This is a genomic window from Serratia sp. CY29653 (assembly GCF_052169255.1).
Classification (GTDB): domain Bacteria; phylum Pseudomonadota; class Gammaproteobacteria; order Enterobacterales; family Enterobacteriaceae; genus Serratia; species Serratia sarumanii.
Genome location: NZ_JBJNLC010000001.1, coordinates 736,181 through 757,692 on the forward strand (window position 1 = coordinate 736,181; position 21,512 = coordinate 757,692).

Below are 21,512 nucleotides of genomic sequence, written 5' to 3' on the forward strand. Positions count from 1 at the left end.
CAGCGCAACCGCGTGATAGTGGAGAGTGTATCGATGAAACGGTTAATCCCAACCTTATTGTATGGCGCGCTGGCGGCCGCGTTAGGTGCGCAGGCCGCCACCCCGCAGGACACCTTGGTGGTGGTCAGTTCGCTGGAGGGCATTATCAGCCTCGATCCGGCGGAGAGTTTTGAAACCGTCAGCTCGGCCAATCTGGTCAACCTCTATCAGCGCCTGGTGGCGCCGGATCGCGGTGCGCCGCAAACGCTGGCGCCGGACGCCGCCGCCAGTTGGCAAGCGGGCGCCGATGGCCACAGCCTGATCTTTACCCTGAAACCGCAGCAGCGCTTCGCTTCCGGCAATCCCCTGCGGCCCGAAGACGTGATTTTCTCGCTGGTTCGCGCGGTGAAGCTGAACAAGGCGCCGTCGTTTATTCTCGGTGAGTTTGGCTGGACGCCGGATAACGTTGAGCAGCAGCTGAAGAAGGTGGGGGATAACCAGGTGCAACTCAGTTGGCCCGCCAACATCGGCAGCGAGTTGGCGTTGCGGCTGCTGACGGCGAATGTGGCCTCGATCGTGGATGAAAAGCTGCTGAACGAGCACGCGCAGCAGGGGGATTACGGCAATGCCTGGCTGCGCGGCCATTCCGCCGGCGGCGGCCCGTATCGGGTGAGCAACTATGTGCCGCACGAAGCGCTGCTGTTTGGCCGCAACGACTATGCGCCGTCGCCGGCCCGGCTGAAAACGGTGTTGTTCAAGAACGTCAGCGACGCCGGCACCCGCCGTTTGCTGTTGCTGAAAGGGGATGCCGACGTGGCCTACGATCTGGGCGCCGACCAGTTCGACTCGCTGCGCAACGCGTCTGGCGTGCGCATCGAGCAGGCCGATGCGCCCCGGGTCTATTACCTCGGTTTCAACACCGGCAGCAAAGACAACCCGGCGCTGGGCAATCCGGCGCTGGGCAATCCGGCGCTGTGGCGGGCGGCGCGCTGGCTGGTGGATTATCAAAGCATCGCCGAGCAACTGCTGAAAGGGCAATATCGCGTGCATCAGGCCTTCTTGCCTCAGGGATTGGACGGGGCGCTCGACGATCGGCCGTTTACGCTCGACGTGGGCAAAGCCAAACAGATCCTGCGCGATGCCGGTATTGCCGAAGGTACGCGCATCGATCTTATCGTCATCAATCAGCCGCCGTACACTGACATCGCGCAGGCGCTGCAGGCCAGCTTTGCGCAGGCCGGGCTGCGGCTGGATATCCATCCGGTGGTGGAGAGCGACCTGTGGGGCAAAATGCGCGGCCGCGATTTTCAGGCGATCTTCACCTACTGGGGCGCCGACTACCTGGATCCGAACACCAACGCCAGCGCCTTTGCCTACAACGTGCCCGGTGGGCCGAAAACCCTGGCCTGGCGCACCCAGTGGGGCATTCCCGCCATTAGCGCGGAAACGCGTGCCGCGGCCGCAGAGGGCAACAGCGCCGCGCGCCGCGCACGTTATGCCGCGCTGCAACGGGAACTGCAGGCCAGCTCGCCCTATGTAGTGGCGCTGCAGGGGCAAACGCTGGTGGCATTGCGCGACAACGTCAAAGGTGCCCGGTTGGATATCGCCAACAGCATGCTGTATCTGGATCGGGTCAGCAAGTAGCGCCAACGCCGCGCGCCTGGCCGAGCTTTCTATCACGCCAAAGGCCGCCCGTGCGTGAAATCGCTTGTTGCTGCAACCTGGAATCGTGAGAGGTTTTGTCAGGGTGAAATAAAATGAAATTTCATAACGTGCTCACATGGCACTGATAAATTGGCGCTGAAAGGCGGCGTTGTTTACGTCTTTCACCGCGGTTGTCCGCAATGAGGCGGACACATCACCTCAGGAGATATTATGGACAATAACGGAAACGCTTCAGTGGAGCGCGCGGCAACCTGGCTCGCCGCCGGTGAGGTTGTGACGCCGGAACAGTTTTTATGGTTTCCAGCCACTGGCCAATCCGGCAACGGCCAGCACGGCAGAAGTGGCCGGATTGCTCAATCGGCTGATCGAGACGCTGAGGAACTCACCGAACAACGCCGGCGCGTTCTGGCCTGTGTCCAGCAAGAGCAACAGCCAGCCGGCGGCCGCCAAGGCGATGCCGAAAGGTTGCGGCGTTCGCCAGGCGCGACGGTTGCGCAGGCCGCGCGCCAAGGCCATGCCTAATCCGAACATTGCCGCCAGGCAGACCAGCAGCGGCAGCATCGTCCAACCGAGCCAGGCGCCCAGCGCCGCCAGCAGTTTGAAGTCGCCTTGGCCGATGCCGTTACGCCGCCGCAGCTGTCGATAAAGCGCGTTGAGCAGCCACAACGCCCCGTAGCCGGCGGCGGCGCCGATAACCGCATCGTCCAGCGGCGCCCAGCGAGCGTCGAGATTGCACAACAGCCCGCCCCACAGCAGCGGCTGGGTCAGCCGGTCCGGCAGCCAGCGGTGGCGCCAGTCCAGCCAGGCCAGGGCGATCAGCAGCGCCGCGGCCGGCGGTAACCACAGCCGGTGTGCTGCCGGCGGGACGAAAGGCAGCGTCGCCAACGCCACACCCAAGGCCGTCAGCAGCAGGCTGCGGCGGCGCAATCTCGGCGGGCTGGCGCGCACGGCCGCCGTTCGCTCCAGCCGGGTGATGAGCGCGAAGGCGACCATTCCTGCCGACAGCAGCGCGGTAAAAAACAGTGCGTGCCACAGTGAGAAAAGAAACATCAAGGCTCCGTCAGTCGTGAAACAGATGTTTAAAATAACGGCAAAATGCGTATTTCATCGGAGTGAAATGCGGTGGATTGTGAGAAATGCGCAGTCGTGCGCATTGCCACTTTAGGTATTGCAGAGTGATACAATGCCATGCGCGGTGGCGCGCAGCAGTGGGTTGCTGCGCTTTTTATCGGCAAAATCGGCGCTAAAAGGGTGTGAATTCACCTGGCGGCCGGAATGGAGCGGCCAATGGCGTAAGTGACGGCGTCACTGAGAGGTGATTGGGGTTTATCCTATTGTTTCTGCTCGTCAAGCCGTTAGGCTTTAAGGGAGAGGCGCCCCGACAGGCCGGGACGTAAGGTTTTTCAGATCTGCCGCGGGAAAGGCGGCAGCAAAGCAGTGGGTTGGCATGCTCCAGGAGGGAGGGAGGCCAACGGTGTCATGAAAGACGAAATTCAGGCTGGACTCATCAAAATCAAAAAACGACTCTGGCGCCGCCGCCGGGCGGCCTGGCTGGCCGGGCCGCTGGTGTGGCTGGCCGGCGCGGCGCCCGTGTGCGCCGAATCCCCGCCGGCGCCGGACGCCGTTATTTCTTCCGAACGGCAAGCCGCGGATCCGGCCGAGAGTTTGCCGGAGCTGGGCGGTGCGCCCGACGATGCCGCGCGCGAGAAGCAGTGGGCCGAGATGGCCAAGCAGTTTGGCGAAAAAGATCTGAATAACGTTTCCCGTCAGCAGATGCGCAGCCGCGCCGAGGATTACATGCTCGGCCAGGCGGCCGACACGTTGCAGCAACAGGCGCAGGAACTGTTGTCGCCGCTGGGCACCGCCCGGCTATCGCTGAAGATGACCAGGGAGGGTGACTTTACCGGCAGCAACGGGCAGTTATTCAGCCCGCTGTACGACGTCGACGGATTGCTGACCTACAGCCAGATCGGCTGGCTGCAGCAAAGCGCCGGGGCGCTCGGCAATTTTGCGCTGGGGCAGCGCTGGATCGTCGGCGACTGGCTGCTGGGTTACAACACGGCGCTCGACAGCGATTTCGCCCGGCAGCGCAATCGCGGCAGCGTCGGCGCGGAAGCCTGGGGAGACTACCTGCGTTTCTCCACCAACTATTACTACCCGCTGTCGGCGCTGGCGCAACAGCCCGGTGATGGCGTGTTTTTCAGCCGTCCGGCGCGCGGTTACGACATCACGACGCAAGGCTATCTGCCGTTTTATCGCCAGATCGGCGGTTCGCTCAGCTATGAGCAGTATCTGGGCGATAATGTCGATCTGTTTGGCAGCGGCAAAAAACAAAACGATCCGCGCGCGATGCAGCTGGGGCTCAATTACACGCCGGTGCCGCTGGTGACGATGAAGGCGCTGCATAAGATTGGCGCGGGCGGGCAGAGCCAGGATCAGGTCGAACTGGCGCTGAGCTATCGGCTCGGGGTGCCGCTGGCGAAGCAGATTTCGCCGGAGTATGTGGCGCAGGCCAAGTCGCTGCGCGGCAGCCGCTACGATCCAATCGAACGCAAGAACGTGCCGGTGCTGGAATTCCGCCAGCGCAAAACGCTGCAGGTGTTCCTGGCCACGCCGCCGTGGAGCCTGCAGGCAGGGGAAACCGTGCCGCTGGTACTGGAAATCAAGGCGTTGAACGGCATCGCTCACGTCAGTTGGCAGGGGGATACGCAGGCGCTGAGCCTGACGCCGCCGCACAACGCCAACGATCCGCAGGGCTGGACGGCGATCGTGCCGCCGTGGGACGACGCGCCGGGCGCCGCCAACAGCTACCGGCTGTCGGTCACGCTGGAGGACGAAAAGCAGCAGCGCGTGACCTCCAACTGGATAGAGCTGAAAGTGGCGCCGCCGCTGACGGCGACCGCCGGTGATGATGCGAGCCTGCTGCCGATCAAAACCCTGACGCCGCCGCCGATCCCGGCGCAAACCGGGCCGCTGTACGGCGGCGATTAACCGTTTTTACCCTGCAGCACCCACACCGCGGCCTCGACGCGGGATTTTAGCTTCATCTTTTTCAGCAGGTGTTTGACGTGCACCTTGACGGTGCTCTCGGTGATGGTCAGGCGGCGGGCGATCAGCTTGTTCGGCAGCCCCTGGGCGATCAGCTTCAGGATATCCCGCTCGCGCGGCGTCAATTGCTGAATATCGCGATCGGCGCTGGGGCGGTTTTCCCGCAGGCTGGCGGCGAGGATCGGCGTCAGCGTTTCGCTCAGCACCATCTGCCCGGCCGCCGCCTGATGCAGCGCCTTCAGCAGATCCTCCGGCTCCATGTCTTTCAACAGATAGCCGTCGGCGCCGCGTTTGAGCGCGCTGACGACGTCGTCTTCATGGTTGGACACGCTGAACACCACGACGCGCCCCGACAGGTCGGTCTGGCGCAGGCGATCCAGCGTTTCAAGTCCGTTGATGCCGGGCATGTTCAGGTCGAGCAGGATCAGATCCGGATCGTGCTGCTCCGCCAGCGTGACCCCTTGTTCACCGTTGCTGGCTTCGGCGATGACCTGCAGGCGGGCGTCCATGCCAATCAGCTGTTTTACGCCGTTGCGCAGCATCGGGTGGTCGTCTATCAGTAAGATTGTGGCGGCGGTTTCTGTCGTCATGGTGTCTCCGTTAGTCGATGGCGTGGTTATCCGGCGTGAAGCTGACCCGCACCTCGGTGCCGCCGCCGCTGCGCGGTAAAATATCGCAGCGGCCATGCAGGCTCTTGGCGCGATCGCGCATGATGATCAAGCCGTAATGGTCGGGGCGAGACGTCTCGGCCGGCAGGCCGCGTCCGTTGTCGCATACGCTCAGGGTCACTTCGCCCCGCTTGTTGATGACCTGAATGCTCACCTCGCTGGCGGCGGCATGCTTAAGGATGTTGCTGAGCGCCTCGCGGGCGATCTGCAGCAGGTGAATGGCCTGGTAAGCCGGCACCGTGCGTGGCCCCAGTTGGTAATCGAGGCTGATGGTCAGGCCCAGTTTGGGATTGAACTCCGCTACCGTCGATTGCAGCGCCGCCAGCAGGCCCGGTTCGGTCAGTTGCAGGCGGAAGGTGGTCAGCAGCTCGCGCAGCTGGCGATAGGCGCCGTTCAGCTCTTCGCGCATCTGCTGCACCAGCGCCTGGCTGGCCGACGAGAGCGTTTCGCCCTGCATCTGCAGGCAGGCGATTTGCATTTTCAGACAGGAAAGCGATTGGGCGATGGAGTCGTGCAGCTCGCGGGCGATCGCCGCCCGCTCTTCCATCAGCATCAGCTGCTGCTGATGGTCGACCTGACGCTCGATGGCCAGCACGCTGGTCAGCTGCTCCACCAGGGTGTTGATCAGCTGGCGGTGCTCATCGTTCAGCGGCTGTTGCGGCGCATGCTGTGCCACGATCACGCCGTAGTCGCCGAGCTTGTCGCTCAGGCTCCAGCTCAGCGACGGATTGTCGGGATGCTGGCGGTCGCTGTCGTTCAGGCAGGCGCTGCACACCGGGTTATGGCAATGCTCCGGCCGCAGCGGCTGGTTGCCGCTCAGCTGCAGCAGCGGTTCCCGGCTGTCGTTCTCATACAGTCGCACCTGAATGGCGCGCAGCGGCGTCAGGGTTTGCAGCTGGTTGAGCAGCGGCGTCAGGCGGCTGCACAGCGGCTCGCTGGCGTGCAGCAGGCGGCTGGCGCGATAAAGGAAGCTCAGCACCTGATTCTTTTGCTGCAGGTCCGCGGTCTTCTCGGCCACGCGCTGCTCCAGCCCGCTGTAGGTGGCCGACAGTTCGTCGGACATGGTGTTCAACGCACCGCCGAGCGACGCCATTTCATCCTGGTGCCCGCGCTGCGCGAAGCGGCGGCTAAAATCGCCGCGGCCCACCGCCAACGCCATTTCCACCAGCTGTCGCCACGGATGCAGCAACCGGCGGCGCAGGTAGCAGGTGGTGCCGATCAGCAGCAGCAGGGTCAGCGCGATGAAGCCGGCTTGCACCAGCGTCACCATCAGCAGGCGGCGCTCGGTTTGCCTGTCGATATCCGACACCAGCTTATCCAGCAGCTGCACGAAGTGCGCCACCTGCGGCGCGGCGTCGGCCGGGCGCTGCGCGCTGCGCAGGCGCGGTTGCAGGATCTGTTGCCAGTAGTCGCGCAAGGCGTCGAAAGGTTGCGTCAACCCTTCCTGCTCCACTGAGCGCTGCAGGTCGGGGCTGTTTTCGTCGCGCTCCAGTTCGCGAATCAACGCTTCATGCCGTTCATCCAGCGGCACCTGCGCCAGCAGACGGTAGCTTTGCATACGCAGTGAGCCGGCCTTGTTGATGGCGTGCGCATTGCCCTGAATGCTTTGCGACATCCAGGCGGAAATCCCCATGCCGGCCACGCCCAGAATGCCCGACAGCAACATCAGCAGGGCGACCTGATTCACGATCGAAAGCGGGGCCAACAGGCGTTTCATAAGCGCGGGTTCCTGGCATTTGGCGCCGCTGAAACTCAGGGGGAGAGGCGGCGACGGGGTAAACAAGTAACGATTCAGCCGTATTTTTGATTATCCCTGAGCATAACCCCATACCTCGAATGAAGTACCCATTAGTTTCCGGCGGGACGGTGAAGCGGTGAGAGTAGCGGCGTGATGTTTTCTAATGCGTTGATTTAAATTGATTTAATTTTTATTCGGGGCGTACCCCTAAGGGGATGAAGGCGCTATTTATGCCGCCAACTACTTGCATTCGGGTTGATATACATCAACTTTGCCGCCGGGGCCGCCCCCTAGGGTGTGCAGAATGATCCCCCGTGTCTGAGGTTTTTATGTCGCAACTTGCAACGCCTTCATCAAAGAAAACCGGTGCGCTGATTCAGGACTGGCGTCCTGAAGACAGCGCCTTTTGGCAGCAGCGTGGCCATCGCATCGCCACCCGCAACCTGTGGATTTCCATTCCCTGCCTGCTGCTGGCCTTCTGCGTCTGGATGCTGTTCAGCGCCGTCGCGGTCAACCTGAACAAGGTGGGCTTCAACTTCACCACCGACCAGCTGTTCCTCCTGACGGCGCTGCCGTCGGTGTCGGGCGCTATTTTACGCGTGCCGTATTCATTCGTGATCCCGCTGTTTGGCGGCCGTCGCTGGACCGCCATCAGCACCTGCTTCCTGCTGGTACCGTGCCTGTGGCTGGGGTTCGCGGTGCAAGACAGCAGCACGCCGTACAGCGTGTTCGTCATCATTTCCCTGCTGTGCGGCTTCGCCGGCGCCAACTTTGCCTCCAGCATGGCCAACATCAGCTTCTTCTTCCCAAAAGCGCGTCAGGGCGGCGCGTTGGGGCTCAACGGCGGGTTGGGAAATCTGGGCGTCAGCGTCATGCAGCTGGTCGCGCCGCTGGCGATTTCTTTCAGCCTGTTCGGCCTGTTTGGCGGCACGGCGCAAAATCAGGCGGAGGGGGGGCAGCTGTGGCTGGAAAACGCCGCCTGGGTCTGGGTGCCTTTCCTGCTGGTTGCCACCCTGGCGGCTTGGTTCGGCATGAACGATCTGGCGGCGGCCAAGGCCTCGCTGCGCCAGCAACTGCCGGTGCTCAAGCGTGGGCATTTGTGGATGCTGAGTTTGCTGTATCTCGCGACCTTTGGTTCTTTCATCGGTTTCTCCGCCGGTTTTGCCATGCTGTCGAAGACGCAATTCCCGGACATCGTGATCCTGCATTATGCATTCTTCGGGCCGTTCCTCGGTGCGCTGGCGCGGCCGGTCGGCGGCGCGCTGTCTGACCGTTTCGGCGGCGTGCGGGTGACGCTGATCAACTTTGTGGTGATGGCCGTGTTCGCCGCGCTGCTGTTCCTGACCTTGCCGACGGCGGGTGAGGGCGGTTCGTTCATCGCCTTCTACGGCATCTTTATGGTGCTGTTCCTCACTGCGGGGCTGGGCAGCGGGTCGACTTTCCAAATGATCGCCGTCATTTTCCGTAAAATCACTGTCGATCGCGTGAAAGCGGCCGGCGGCAGCGACGAGAGCGCGCAGCGTGAAGCGGTGACGGACTCCGCCGCCGCATTGGGCTTTATCTCGGCGATCGGCGCCGCCGGCGGCTTCTTCATTCCCCAGGCATTCGGCACCTCGCTGGCGTTGACCGGTTCGCCGGCGGGGGCTATGAAAGTATTCCTGGTGTTCTATATCTTGTGCGTGGTGATCACCTGGGCGGTGTATGGCCGCAAGAAAAAAGCCTGAGTATCAAACGTCTTTCTCAATCCCTCCCGGCAGGGGAGGGATATTTCGCTCATTCCGAGTCATCTCTCCTCACCTCCTCAGTGAAATTTTCTGTCTTTAGGTAAAATTCTCATCTCCGCTTGCCGTTTTTTTCTTTTTTTATAGCACTATCTCTCAATGTGGGAATATTTTCGCCAAAGCGGATTATATTATTTGTACGTTTTTTCCGTTTTATTGAGAATATTCTTACATTAAGGCGTTAATATCTTTCCGCAGATTAAATGAAATTTTCGGGAGGGTAAGGCATAATTAGTGCGATTGTTATAAAATCAGTAATAGGGTTTTGTCATAGATGCTGCACGCACTGAGTGGAATGTGTAACGGGGTTAAATCAGATAACTCTCATTCTGTTTTTTCCGGCTTTTTGTAGTCTATCTGACAATCAGATTAGGTGGAAAAACACAATGAATTCACGGATAAGAATGAAATTTCACAATTTTATTCGATTAACAATCTGACAACGCCGCTAGTTTTTCCTTTTTAAATCAATGAGGTGACCATTTGAATTTTACGGTAGCCATGAAAGAAATCCATGTTGCCAGCAGGGGAAAAGAGTCATTTGGGTAAACGGAACATCCTTAATAAGGCCTAATGTAAAAAATGAAATCAGAAAATTTTTATAAAGGCCAATATCCGATGAATGCAACCTGTTGAGTTTACATTTAATTTCTTGAACATTTTTTGATATTTCTATACAAAGTGTGCAGGACAGGCACGCTAAGGAAATTAAAAGTGAATCTTGATAAAAGAATAAAGATTAGGAATCTCGATGTTCTGACTCCTGCCGGGGAGAAATTTCGTCTGCGTTGGAAGGAGTATCAAATTCTTTCGCTGCTTGTCGCCAGATCGCCAGAGCTGGTTACCCGAACGGAAATTATAGAAAATATCTGGAAAGGAACTTACTGCTCAGATTCAACGATAAATCAAACAATTAAATCTATTCGCCAAAAAATTAGCGACACGGAACATACGCTTATCAGAACCATTCCCCGTTTGGGTTACAAGGTGGAAAATCAAGCGGCTTTTCACTTTATATCCGAGGATGAGGGCTACGCTGATGATGATATATTAAATGGCGATGAAAATATTGGCGTTGATATTCAAGCGGAACTTTCTGAAAATGAAAGTGAGTCGTCTGAAACAAACGATGAAAAAATAGATAAGCCGCGTAAATCGACGCTGGTGGCTGCGCCTGTTGCAACGGTAGAGTCAGCCCATGAACCCACGCGTGAAAAAAAGTCGACGACGGTGCGGCGCTTTTTCAGCATGCCCGCCAGCCGCGTAGTGAAATACCTGACGGTATTCGCTTCGTTGCTGGTTATTTCACATTTTTCATATGTGCTCGGCAACCAAACTCGTCCACCGGTGATCAATGATATTCAGAACAACACGCGCGTGGTGTTGACGCTGACGCTGAATAATCCCCATACCAACAGCCCGCAAACCCTGCTCTGCCTGTACCAGGGCGAGAGCATGGAGCAGGCGACCATCGAATGTGTCGACCCCAAGCAAGGGCAGCTTAAGTTGCCGGTAAAATATGAGACTTCTTCTACGCCGGGTAAAGGTCGGATTAATCTCATATTGCCTAACAAAACCTTGCAATATCAAGTTGCTTACGATGTTAAAAATTAGCGCTGAATGAGGTTTTATCTTTAGCGATAATTTTACATTTGATGAAATCTTTTATTTCATTATTTGTTATTTGAAAGCCAGGTTCGATTTGTCCAGTCTGGAACTCATTACCTAACGCATATTAGCGTCCTGTTTCCATCGAGGTGACAGGAATAATGAGAACCTGCTGAGTGACAAATTATGGATAAGCGTAAAGTAGCTATTATCGGGGGTTCCGGTTTTATCGGAACACGCCTGGCAAAACGTCTCAGTGCGCGCGATGATCTGACGTTGGTCATCGTTGACAAGCAACCCAGCGCACATTTTCCGGCGCTCTATCAATATGGCGACGTGACACAGCCCCAGACCCTGCAAGAACCGCTGGCGGGCTGTGACGCCATCATTAATCTGGCGGCGGAGCATCAGGACAACGTCGATCCTATTTCGCTCTATTATCAGGTCAATGTCGAAGGCGCACGCCATGTCTGCATGACCGCCTCCGCCTTGAATATCCGCCAAATCATTTTCACTTCCTCGGTGGCCGTTTACGGGTTCGTCGAGCAGGAAACCGATGAAGGGGGACGTTTCGATCCCTTCAACCATTACGGCAAGTCCAAGCTCGAAGCGGAATACGTTTATGAAGCGTGGCGCAAGGCGGATAGCGCAAACAAACTGACCATCATCCGCCCGACGGTGGTATTCGGTGAAGGCAACCGCGGCAATGTGTATAACCTGTTCCGCCAGATCGCCAGCGGCCGATTCGTGATGATTGGCAGCGGCAATAATATGAAGTCGATGGCTTACGTTGAAAATATTGCCGCGCGGCTGGAACATGCTTTGGATCAGCAGTCAAGTTATCAGGTCAGCAACTACGTCGATAAACCGGATTTTACGATGAATCAATTGGTCGACGTTATTTCCTCCTCGCTGGGCAGAGAAAATAAGACGATTCGCATTCCTTATGTGGTGGGCATATGCGGGGCGACCGCATTGGATGTCGTGAGTAAAATAAGTCGTAAAAAATTCCCAATCAGCCGCGTCAGAGTGCAGAAATTCTGCGCCAGAACGCAATTTAAAAGTAATGTGCAAAATAATTTCGTGGCGCCGGTTGAACTTGATTCGGCAATCGAAAGAACCATTAAACATGAGTTTTCTGATAGATAACTTAACCGCACGCTGACGTTATTTACTTATTTCCGCCGACAAGCGGATAAATCTGTATTTTTCAGGATTAACTCATGCTGACTTATATCCTGGCCGGATCAATTTTGTTTTTGTTAATAGCGCATTGGGAGCTGTAACTCAAGGGCGGTAGCGTGCTTATTCGCTGGAGGAACGATGTTATATCAACTGAGCGTGATATTTGTGCTGGCGGTCGCCTGGGTGCTTATTGCCCGCCGGGCCGCCTTGACGGTGGGATTGGTGGATAAGCCCAATGCGCGCAAGCAACATCTGGGACATATTCCGCTGGTCGGCGGCATCGCCGTATACCTGACGCTGATGCTGATGACGCTGTGGCAACCCGCCTGGCTGCCCGACAGCACCGTCTATCTGCTGTGCATTACGGCGCTGGTGGTGTTGGGCGTGCTGGATGACCGCTTTGATCTGCCCGTGGCGCCGCGCGTCATGGTGCAGGGAGGGATCGCGCTGGCGATGATGCTGGCGGCAGGGATGCAGCTTTCCTCATTGGGCTATGTCTGGGGGCATCAGGAAGTGATGCTCGGCTATGGCGCGTTGCTGCTTACGCCGCTGGCGGTATGGGGAGCGATCAACGCCTACAACATGGTGGATGGCATCGACGGGCAACTGGGCGCTTTGTCCTGCGTTACCTTCGTTGCATTGGCCATCGTGTTCGGATTGGGCGGCCGGGAAGATCTGGCGCTGTGGTGCCTGGGCCTGATCGCTGCGCTGGCGGCTTATCTGCTGTTCAACCTGAGCCTGTTCGGCGCGCGCAACAAGATCTTTATGGGGGACGCCGGCAGCATGGTGATCGGCTTCAGCGTGCTGTGGCTGGTGTTGCTGGCGACTCAGGGGCCGCAGGCGGTAATGCGCCCGGTCACCGCGCTGTGGCTGATCGCTATTCCGCTGATGGACATGGTGACCGTGATGGTGCGCCGCCTGTTGCGCCGCCAAAGCCCCTTCAAAGCGGGCCGCGATCATTTGCACCACATTCTGATGCGTCGCGGGCTCAATGCGCGCCAGGCGCTGGCGATGAGCACCATGCTGGCGGTGACGCTGGCCTGCGTCGGCATTTGCAGCGAAGTGCTGCAGCTGCAGGAAAGCCTGATGCTGGTGGCGTTTCTGTTTTGTTTCTGCGGTTATTTCGCCATGTTGCGCGAACCGCGTCAGGCGACGGTGTTCAGCGATAATCCGACCGTCGGCCGTTAATCCCCTCACGGGCTGCGGCAGCAGCCCGCTTATCACGGTACTTCCATGAATTTTCATTTGCCTCTTTTGATGCCGTTGGCCTTCACCTCCGCGTTGTTGAGCGGGTGTACGGTGGTCCCCGGCTCACATTTACCGACCAGCGGAAAAGCCATCGTCGTGCAGCAGGACGACGACTTCGATTTGAATGACCAGGTGCAGGTTTACCGCATGTCGCCGATGCTGCTGCAGAAAATGCGGCGCGTAGAACCGGTCGCCCGGCCGAATCCGGCGCTGGATCAGCGGTTGCAGAACTATCAATACCGCATCGGCGTCGGCGACGTGTTGAACGTCACCGTCTGGGATCACCCCGAGTTGACCACGCCGGCCGGGCAGTACCGCAGCGCCAGCGATACCGGCAACTGGGTGCATGCAGATGGCACGATCTTTTATCCCTATATCGGGCGAGTGGCGGTGGTGGGCAAGACCGTCACCGAAGTGCGCAGCCTGATCGCCGGCCGTCTGGCGCAGTACGTGGAAAGCCCGCAGGTGGACGTCAGCATCGCCGCTTTTCGTTCGCAGAAGGCCTACGTGACCGGCGAAGTGAAAACCTCCGGCCAACAGGCGATCACCAACGTGCCGTTGACCATTCTGGACGCAATCAACGCCGCCGGCGGCCTGACGGACAACGCCGACTGGCGCAACGTGGTGCTGACCCATCAGGGCAAAGAGCGGGCTATTTCGCTGCAGGCGCTGATGCAGCGTGGCGACATCAGCCAGAACGCGCTGCTGCAGCCGGGCGACATCCTCTACATCCCGCGCAATGACGAATTGAAAGTGTTCGTGATGGGCGAGGTGGGCAAGCAAGCGACGCTGAAGATGGATCGCAGCGGCATGACCCTGACCGAAGCCCTCGGATCTTCCGAAGGGATCAGCCAGACGGTGGCGGATGCGACCGGGGTGTTCGTGATCCGGCCGAGCGGCGGTAAAACGCCGCAGCGGCTGGCGACGCTGTATCAGTTCGATCTCTCCGACGCCAGCGCGCTGGCGATGGGCGCTGAATTTCAGCTGCAACCTTACGACGTCGTGTACGTCACTGCGGCGCCGATCGCGCGCTGGAACCGTTTGATCAGCCAGCTGGTGCCGACCATCAGCAGCTTTAACGATCTCAGCGAGGCTACCTTGCGCGTGCGCAACTGGTAACTCCGCAGGGTGAATAAGGAACAGAAGATGAAAAACAATGCGCTGTCCGTGATGGTGGCCGAACAAGATGAAAAGCTGGAGTGGGAGCGGCTGATCGGGCCGCTGTGGGATAACCGTTGGCGGATCGCCGTCGTGACCGGTTTGGCCGGCGTGCTGGGCGTCGCCTACGCCCTGTTGGCCACCCCGGTATATCAGGCCACGGCGGTGGTGCAGGTGGAGAAGCAGCTGTCCGGCGATTCGCTGCTGCGTGAAACGCTGGACAGCACGATGGGGCAAAGCTCGGCGACGCAGGATGAGGTGACGCTGGCCAAGTCACGCTACGTGCTCGGCAAAACGGTGGACGCCCTCGGCCTGACGGTGCGCGTCAGCCCGGACTATTTCCCGGTGTTCGGCAAAGGCCTTGCCCGGTTGAGCGGTGAAAAGCCGCCGGTGCTGAACATCACCACGCTGACGACGCCGGCGGACATGCAGGGCGAAGCGCTGACGCTGACGGTGCGCGACGGGCAGCATTACGAATTGAGCCATGACGGCGACAAACTGTTCAGCGGCGTGGTCGGGCAGCCGGTGGCGCAGGGCGGTTGGAACATGACCGTCTCGGCGCTGGACGCGGCGCCGGGCGCCAGCTTTACCGTGGTCAAAGTCGCGCGTCAAGAAGCGGTGGACGATCTGCGCAAATACCTGGACGTGGTACCGGGCGGCAAGGACAGCGGCATCATGGCCTTTACGCTGCCGAGCGAAGATCCGCAGAGCGCCGAGGCGATGCTGAAGAACATCACCGACAACTACCTGCAACAGAACGTGGATCGCAAAACGGAAGAGGCGCAGCGCATGCTGGCGTTCCTGCAAGAGCAATTGCCGCAAACGCAAACCTCGCTGAACAATGCCGAAACCCAGCTCAATCAGTTCCGCCAGCAAAACGACTCGGTGGATCTGTCGCTGGAAGCCAAATCGGTGCTGGATACTCAGGTGCAGCTCGAAGCCCAGCTCAATGAGCTGACCTTCAAGGAAGCGGAGATCTCCAAGCTCTATACCCGCGCGCACCCGGCTTACCGGGCGCTGCTGGAAAAGCGCGCCACGCTGGAGGCGGAAAAGGCGCGGCTGGGTAAACAGGTGCAGACGCTGCCGAAAATGCAGCAGGAGATCCTGCGCCTCACCCGCGACGTGCAGGTGGATCAGCAGGTTTACATGCAGCTGATGAACAAGCAGCAGGAGCTGAGCATCAGCAAGGCCGGCACGGTGGGCAACGTTCGCATCATCGACGAAGCGGAAACCACTATCCGGCCGATTAAGCCGCAGAAGATGCTGATCGTCTTGTTGGCGCTGCTGCTGGGGGCGGGAGGCGCCGCCTCGGTGGTGCTGCTGCGCGCGGCTTTCCATCGCGGCATCAATGATATCGATACCCTGGAGAAGCGGGGCATCAACGTCTACGCCACGGTGCCGCTGTCGCCGTGGCAGGTCAAGCGCAACCGCGAGCAGCGTCATTTGCTGCCCAAATCCGGCGGCCGGCGCTTGCCGATCCTGGCGGTGGCCGAACCGACGGATCTGTCGGTGGAAGCGATCCGCAGCCTGCGCACCAGCCTGCATTTCGCCATGATGGAGGCCAAAAACAACATTCTGATGGTCTCCGGCGCCAGCCCGGAAAGCGGCAAGAGCTTTACCAGCACCAACCTGGCGGTGGTGGTGGCGCAGGCCGGGCAGCGGGTGCTGTTGATCGACGCCGATATGCGCAAAGGCTTCCTGCACCGCTGGTTGGCGGATGATGGGCATCAGGGCCTGTCCGACATGCTGGTGGGCAACGTGACGGCGGAACAGGCGGTGCGGAAAACCGCCATCGCCAACCTGGACTTCGTGCCGCGCGGCCAGGTGCCGCCGAACCCGTCCGAACTGCTGATGCACCGCCGTTTCGCCGATTTTCTGCGCTGGGCCGGGCAAAACTACGATCTGGTGCTGATCGACACGCCGCCGATTCTGGCGGTGACGGACGCGGCGATCGTCGGCAATCACGCGGGCACCTCGCTGCTGGTGGTGCGCTTTGAGGTGAATACCGTCAAGCAGATCGAAACCAGCATGCGCCGCTTCGAACAGAATGGGGTGACGATCAAGGGCGTGATCCTCAACGGCATGGTGAAGAAGGCGGCAACCGACATGAGCTATTACAACTTCGCCTACCCAAGCCATCGGGAAGAACGCCCGCAGGCAGGGGAGTAAGCGGGTGAAGGCCATTATCACCAATGCCCTGTGGCTGATGCTCGAACGCGTTTCGCTCAGCCTGTCCGGCATCTTCGTCTCCATTTACGTTGCGCGCTATCTGGGGCCCGCGCAGTTTGGCGCGCTCAACTATCTGTTGGCGACGATCGCCATCGTGGTGCCACTGGTGCAGTTGGGCGCCGACAGCATCATTTTCAACCGCGTCGCCCGCCGACAGCCGAGCGGCATTCGCCTGATGCTGGCGTCAATACGCCTGCGCCGCCGGCTGTTCCTGGTGGTGGCGCTGCCGATACTGATATGGAGCTATTTCAGCCAAACGCCCGCCAGCCAACTGATGACGCTGTTGCTGCTTGTCAGCGCCTATTTCTCGATTCAGGACGTGTACAAGATTTATTACGATGCCCGCCTGCAGTCGAAACGCAATACGCTGATCAACAACCTGGCGCTGCTGCTGTCGATCGGGCTGCGGCTGGCGCTGGTGAGCGCCGCGCTGCCGCTGGTGTGGTTCGCGGTACCCTACATCATCAGCAGCGCCGTGCCTTACCTGGTGCGCCTCTGGTTATTCCGTGGGGAAGCTGCGGCCTCGCCGCGGGTTACGCCGCGCCAGGCCAGGCGCTACGGCCGTTACTTGCTAAAGGTGGGGCTGCCGTTGGCCATCTCCAGCCTGTCGATAGTGATCTATACCCGCATCGATCAAATCATGCTGGGCAATCTGGTCGGCGAGCAGGCGGTAGGCTGGTTCAGCGCCGCCACCACCCTTAGCCAAGGCTGGGTTTTCGTGCCGATGGCGCTGATCACCTCGTTGATGCCGGGCATTGCCAGCTGCCGCGATCCGTTGGAGCAGGAGTACCGTATCCGGGTGCTTTATCTGGTGGTCCTGGGCCTGTCGTTGCCGGTGTTGCTGGGCCTGTGGTGGTTCGCCCACCCGGCCATTGCGCTGCTGTACGGCGCCGCTTTCCAACCGGCCGCCAGCATCCTGGCTATCTGTACGTTGACCTCGCTGTTTTCGGTCATGGGGACGGTTTCGTACCGCAGCATCGTGCTGTTCGCCGGCTATCGCTTTATCGCCATCAAGATGCCGTTGGTGGCTGTGGCGAACGTGGTGATGAATCTGCTGCTGATCCCGCGCTATGGCCTGATCGGCGCGGCGGTGTCTACGCTGCTGGCGGAATTCATTTCGTTCTTTGTGCTGAACAGTTTATTCCGTGGCGGAAAAATTACCCGACTGCAGCTGACCTGTTTTTACTGCCTGCCGCGTCTTGTCAGCAAATTAAGGAGAGAGCATGTTAAACATCCTGGTTAAAAACATTTCCAAGCGCCTGCCCGATGCCTGGCACCATCAGGTTAAATACGCGCTCTATTTCAAGAAGCTGCCGCACCTGTCAAAACCGACCGGCTTCAGCGAAAAGATCATGCGCCGCAAAATTTACCCGCGCAGCATCTACACCACTTTGTCGGACAAGTTCAAGGTACGTGAATTTATCGCCGGTCTGTGGGGCGAGGAGTACCTGGTGGAGCTGTATGCGCATGGCACTGAACTCAGCTACGACATGTTCAGGCAATTGCCCAACGCCTTTGTGCTGAAGGCCAACCACGGCAGCGGTTATAACCGGTTGGTGTTCGACAAGCGGCAGGTTAGCTACGCAGAGTTGTACGATCTCAGCAACGCGTGGATGCGCAGCAACTTTTATGAGCAGAGTCGCGAAAAGCATTATCTGGATATCGAACCCTGCATCATGGTGGAGCGCATGTTGCTGGATGGCGAACAGGTGCCGAACGATATCAAGTTTCATTGTTTCAACGACAATCATGAAATTCGCATGTTTATCCAGGTGGATTATCAGCGTTTCGGCACCCATCGGCGCGATATTTTTGATGTCGACTGGAACCGCACCGAAATCCGTATCAGCTTGCCCAATGCCGACGAACCGATGCCGCGCCCTACGCGGCTGGATGAAATGATACGTTTGGCTCGCCAGACGGCGCAGCAGTTCTCTTATGTGCGCGTGGATTTCTACCAGGTCGGCGAGAAGGTGTATTTCGGTGAGTTGACGTTTACGCCTGGTGCGGGGCTAAGCAAGCTGATGCCGAAAAACATTGAGCAGGAATGGGGCAGTTATTTTACTGAGTAAACGCTTATGCAAAGAGTCGCCTCCAATTTTCAAATGCATGCCAATGCCGGTTATAATCAGTCGCGGGATTTGATCAATCAATCCATCGTATTGACCTTCCTGCTGATGTTTTTCGTGAAAACCTTCCTGACCTCGGGATCGTTCAACAGCGAGCTGATTAATAAAGCCGTGCTGGGGCTGAATGGCCTGATGTTGCTCTATGTCGGCTATGCATTTTTTATCGCTACGCTGGCGGAAAAGGCGGTTGCGGGTTTTTTGGTTCTGCTGTTTCTTATGAATATTGCCACCGGGCATGGTGATTATCTGTTTGGTGCGGTATTCAGCACGGCGGTGATAATTTTATTTCGTCGTATCGAAATGGGGCGTGGCGCTGAAATGTTTGCCATCACCTTTGTGGTGGCAGGGTTGCTGGTGGTTATTCCCTATACCTTTTACACTGATGGGTTTGTTTACCTTGATGAACGTTATGGCAACAGATTAACGCTGGGGTTCGATAACCCGAATACCCTGGCGTATTATTCTTTTGCCTTGTTCGCCACACTGCTGTGCCTGATCGACCATGCGAAATTAACGCGTGGAATGAAAAATATCGCTTCGTTGGCGGTATCGGCGTTAATTCTCCCGGTGCTGATGTATTCCTATTCTCGCACCTGTTTTATGCTGGCGTTGTTGATGCTGCTGCTGTTTTGGCTGGCGCCGCTGCTGCGTGTCGCCCCCAACAGAAAAGTCTGCATCGCGCTGACGTTGGTCATTGTCGGCTTTCAATTCGCCAGCGTTATACGCTGGGGGAACAATCCGGCATTGGACGTGCTCTTGAACCAGGCGCTGACCGGCCGGATCTGGTTCTCCTGGCAGATGTTTCAGGCGGTGGGGCTACCCAATCCGCTGTTCGGCATGAATATAGAGCCGTATAAGCCAGTCGATTTCTTCTTCATCGCCATGTTTTATTCGGCCGGTGGCATCGCCTCTGTCGTCATGCTTTTTTGTTATTTTCACTTGTTGGGCAATATGCGCAGGCTGAGTCGATTCATGCGCTGGGTGGTGGTGGTTTTCCTGTTAACAACCTTGACGGAAACCTATTTTTTGGTCCCGGTATTTAACGTGTCGTTATTGTTGCTGTGCCGTGGAAAAGAAATAATAAATTCTAAGCTGGAGGGTTAAGAAATGGATTTCTCTATCGTGATCCCTATTTATAATAGTTCGCGCTACCTGCCTAAAACGCTGAAGCGAATTTTCAACGCTTGCCAAGGGTTCGACTATCAGGTGATTTTGGTTGATGATTGCTCTGACGAGGATGACATCAAATCTATCCGCCAGATAGCGGCGACCAATAGCAATGTGATGCTGCATGAGAAAAAACAGAAGAGCAATGCGGCGGTATCACGCAACTTAGGCACCAAGTTAGCGCAATCGGAGATCGTGTTTTTCCTCGACTCCGATGATTACTTCACGACCAACTATATTATTCGCCGCATGAAGAAGCATGAAGATCGCCAGATTGATATTATCTTCGGCAACTATGCGGAGGTGAGCGGCGATTCGGTACGCGACTTCAACTTCCACTACAAATCCGGTTCTTCCGGCGAAGATTTTCTTTTTCTGGAAATGGGCGATATTCGGTCATCCACCATCAGCATGCGTAAAAAAAGCGATCGCCGCTTTTTATTTCCCGAGTTTCTCAACAAGCATCAGGATTGGGGTTTTCTGGTCAACGCCACCAATTTGGGCGCGCAAGTGGCGCATGACGCCGGCGGCGGGGTGTTTCTCGACGTGGGGCGCTATGGGCGCATGACGGCGAAGCTTAATCTGGAGGCCAGCGACCGCTTTATCAATACCTTCCTCAGCCCCAGCGATCGCCATATCAGCGGATTCGCCTGTAAGCATCTGCTGGCCTCGCTGTATTCGGAAAACGCCCAGGCGTTCAATTATTACTCGTCGCGCATCGTGCGGCACAGCCTGAGCGGCAAGTTCAAGATGATCAAATGGTATGGCGATTGTCTGGCGCGGTTGGGGTTGTTCTCGGTTGGCGGCCGGCTGCTGCGCAACGTGCGCCAGGGATTCAGGAGATGACATGCAACCACGCAAGATAATCATCGTTATCGAAAATATGGCGGGCAAGGGCGGTACTGAACGGGTCGCCAGCGGTTTGGCCAATGCGCTGGCGCGTTTGCCGGGTTACGAGGTCGCGGTGTTTTCGCTGTTTGGCGAGCGGAGCTTCTTTCCGCTGGCGAGCGACGTCCGGTTGCGCTGCGGCGGTGGCGATTCACTGTTCTGGCCGTGGCGGCTGGCGTTCGCGCTGCGGCGTGAACGCGCGGACGTGATCATTACCGTTTCCATGGGGAAACTGTCGGTGGTGATGACGCCTTTCCTGCGTTTGTTCTGTGCCCGCAGCCGGCTGCTGTTGAGTGAGCACGTCAGCTTTCACCAGTATCCGCGCGTATTTAAGTGGCTAAAGTTGCTGGTTTACCGGCTGAGCGATCGCGTGATTTTCCTGACGCGGCAAGATAGCGACGCCATCGCTCGCTGGGTGGGGGCCGGGAAATGTCGGGTGATCGAGAACGTTTCGCCGTTCCGCGCACAGGCGCCAACGCCGGCGCTGCAGCAAAAGGTGGCGCTGGCGGTGGGGCGCTTGAGCAATCAGAAGGGCTTCGATCGTCTGATCGCGCTGTGGCGAGGGGTGGCGGCGCAGGTGCCGGATTGGCGGCTGCTGATTATTGGCGACGGCCCGGAGCGCGATGCGCTGCGGCGGCAGATTGAAGACGCCGGGCTGGCGCGGCAGGTGAGTCTGCTGCCGGCCACCGCCGACGTGGCGGACTATTATCGCCAGGCCAGCCTGTATGTGATGACCTCTCGCTATGAGGGATTGCCGATGGTGTTGATCGAAGCCATGAGTTTCGGCCTGCCGCTGGTGGCCTACGACTGCAAGACCGGCCCGGCCGAGTTGATAGACGACGGCGTCAACGGCTATCTGGTGCCCGATGACGACGCCGCCGCCTTCAGCGAAGGGGTGATCAAACTGATGCTCGATCCGGGTTTGCGCGAGCACTTTTCTGTCGCCGCGTTAGAGAAGTCTAGCCGTTTTTCTCCCGAACGTATTTATCCCCAGTGGCAACAGCTCACCGAGTGAGGACAA

General features: G+C 58.2%; 16 protein-coding genes. 13 read left to right on the forward strand and 3 right to left on the reverse strand.

Going from position 1 to position 21,512, the window contains the following annotated elements; translation table 11 throughout:
* Positions 1–33 precede the first annotated feature (33 nt).
* Positions 34–1,623, forward strand: coding sequence for an ABC transporter substrate-binding protein (locus tag ACJ8HN_RS03645; RefSeq protein ID WP_442523092.1), 1,590 nt, complete (start codon positions 34–36; stop codon positions 1,621–1,623).
* Between the two features lie 312 nt (positions 1,624–1,935).
* Here ACJ8HN_RS03645 and ACJ8HN_RS03650 read toward each other — a convergent pair whose 3' ends face one another.
* Positions 1,936–2,694, reverse strand: coding sequence for a prepilin peptidase (locus ACJ8HN_RS03650; protein ID WP_080434111.1), 759 nt, complete (start codon positions 2,692–2,694; stop codon positions 1,936–1,938).
* A 429-nt stretch (positions 2,695–3,123) separates the two neighbouring features.
* Here ACJ8HN_RS03650 and ACJ8HN_RS03655 point away from each other — a divergent pair, with 429 nt between their 5' ends.
* Entirely contained in the window at positions 3,124–4,635 is a 1,512-nt protein-coding gene (locus ACJ8HN_RS03655) for a YchO/YchP family invasin (protein ID WP_442523093.1), read from the forward strand.
* On the opposite strand, the gene narL is transcribed toward ACJ8HN_RS03655, so the two are convergent.
* Together narL and narX are read right to left on the reverse strand one after the other, a co-directional pair.
* Positions 4,632–5,282, reverse strand: coding sequence for a two-component system response regulator NarL (gene narL, locus ACJ8HN_RS03660; protein ID WP_016927346.1), 651 nt, complete (start codon positions 5,280–5,282; stop codon positions 4,632–4,634). The genes ACJ8HN_RS03655 and narL overlap by 4 nt on opposite strands.
* A 10-nt stretch (positions 5,283–5,292) precedes the next feature.
* The gene (gene narX, locus ACJ8HN_RS03665; protein ID WP_039565570.1) at positions 5,293–7,077 is read right to left on the reverse strand and encodes a nitrate/nitrite two-component system sensor histidine kinase NarX; all 1,785 of its coding nucleotides are present in this window, start codon (positions 7,075–7,077) and stop codon (positions 5,293–5,295) included.
* A 350-nt stretch (positions 7,078–7,427) separates the two neighbouring features.
* Between narX and ACJ8HN_RS03670 the strand changes: the two genes are divergently transcribed.
* The 11 genes from ACJ8HN_RS03670 to ACJ8HN_RS03720 all read left to right on the forward strand — a co-directional run bounded on the left by ACJ8HN_RS03670 (position 7,428) and on the right by ACJ8HN_RS03720 (position 21,506).
* Positions 7,428–8,822: a NarK family nitrate/nitrite MFS transporter gene (locus ACJ8HN_RS03670; protein WP_033647734.1), complete on the forward strand. Its 1,395-nt coding sequence runs from the start codon at positions 7,428–7,430 to the stop codon at positions 8,820–8,822.
* Between the two features lie 771 nt (positions 8,823–9,593).
* Positions 9,594–10,493 carry a winged helix-turn-helix domain-containing protein gene (locus tag ACJ8HN_RS03675; RefSeq protein ID WP_033653666.1) on the forward strand — a complete coding sequence of 300 codons (900 nt, stop codon included), beginning with the start codon at positions 9,594–9,596 and terminating at the stop codon, positions 10,491–10,493.
* Between the two features lie 180 nt (positions 10,494–10,673).
* Positions 10,674–11,636, forward strand: a complete 963-nt coding sequence (locus ACJ8HN_RS03680; RefSeq protein ID WP_033634936.1) for an NAD-dependent epimerase/dehydratase family protein — start codon at positions 10,674–10,676, stop codon at positions 11,634–11,636.
* Between the two features lie 174 nt (positions 11,637–11,810).
* A complete protein-coding gene (gene wecA, locus ACJ8HN_RS03685) occupies positions 11,811–12,860 on the forward strand; it encodes a UDP-N-acetylglucosamine--undecaprenyl-phosphate N-acetylglucosaminephosphotransferase (RefSeq protein WP_033647732.1) in 1,050 nt (349 codons plus the stop codon).
* 45 nt (positions 12,861–12,905) lie between these two features.
* The gene (locus ACJ8HN_RS03690) at positions 12,906–14,039 is read left to right on the forward strand and encodes a polysaccharide export protein (protein WP_033647730.1); all 1,134 of its coding nucleotides are present in this window, start codon (positions 12,906–12,908) and stop codon (positions 14,037–14,039) included.
* A 27-nt stretch (positions 14,040–14,066) separates the two neighbouring features.
* A complete protein-coding gene (locus ACJ8HN_RS03695) occupies positions 14,067–16,247 on the forward strand; it encodes a polysaccharide biosynthesis tyrosine autokinase (RefSeq protein ID WP_442523094.1) in 2,181 nt (726 codons plus the stop codon).
* 4 nt (positions 16,248–16,251) lie between these two features.
* Positions 16,252–17,550: a flippase gene (locus tag ACJ8HN_RS03700; protein WP_041035563.1), complete on the forward strand. Its 1,299-nt coding sequence runs from the start codon at positions 16,252–16,254 to the stop codon at positions 17,548–17,550.
* Positions 17,531–18,379: an ATP-grasp fold amidoligase family protein gene (locus ACJ8HN_RS03705; RefSeq protein ID WP_033647726.1), complete on the forward strand. Its 849-nt coding sequence runs from the start codon at positions 17,531–17,533 to the stop codon at positions 18,377–18,379. Before ACJ8HN_RS03700 ends, ACJ8HN_RS03705 begins: the two co-directional genes overlap by 20 nt.
* A 6-nt stretch (positions 18,380–18,385) precedes the next feature.
* Positions 18,386–19,540, forward strand: a complete 1,155-nt coding sequence (locus ACJ8HN_RS03710) for a hypothetical protein (protein WP_033647724.1) — start codon at positions 18,386–18,388, stop codon at positions 19,538–19,540.
* 3 nt (positions 19,541–19,543) lie between these two features.
* Positions 19,544–20,449, forward strand: coding sequence for a glycosyltransferase family 2 protein (locus ACJ8HN_RS03715; protein WP_033647723.1), 906 nt, complete (start codon positions 19,544–19,546; stop codon positions 20,447–20,449).
* 1 nt (position 20,450) lies between these two features.
* Positions 20,451–21,506, forward strand: coding sequence for a glycosyltransferase (locus ACJ8HN_RS03720; protein WP_197778515.1), 1,056 nt, complete (start codon positions 20,451–20,453; stop codon positions 21,504–21,506).
* The last annotated feature ends 6 nt before the right edge of the window (positions 21,507–21,512 follow it).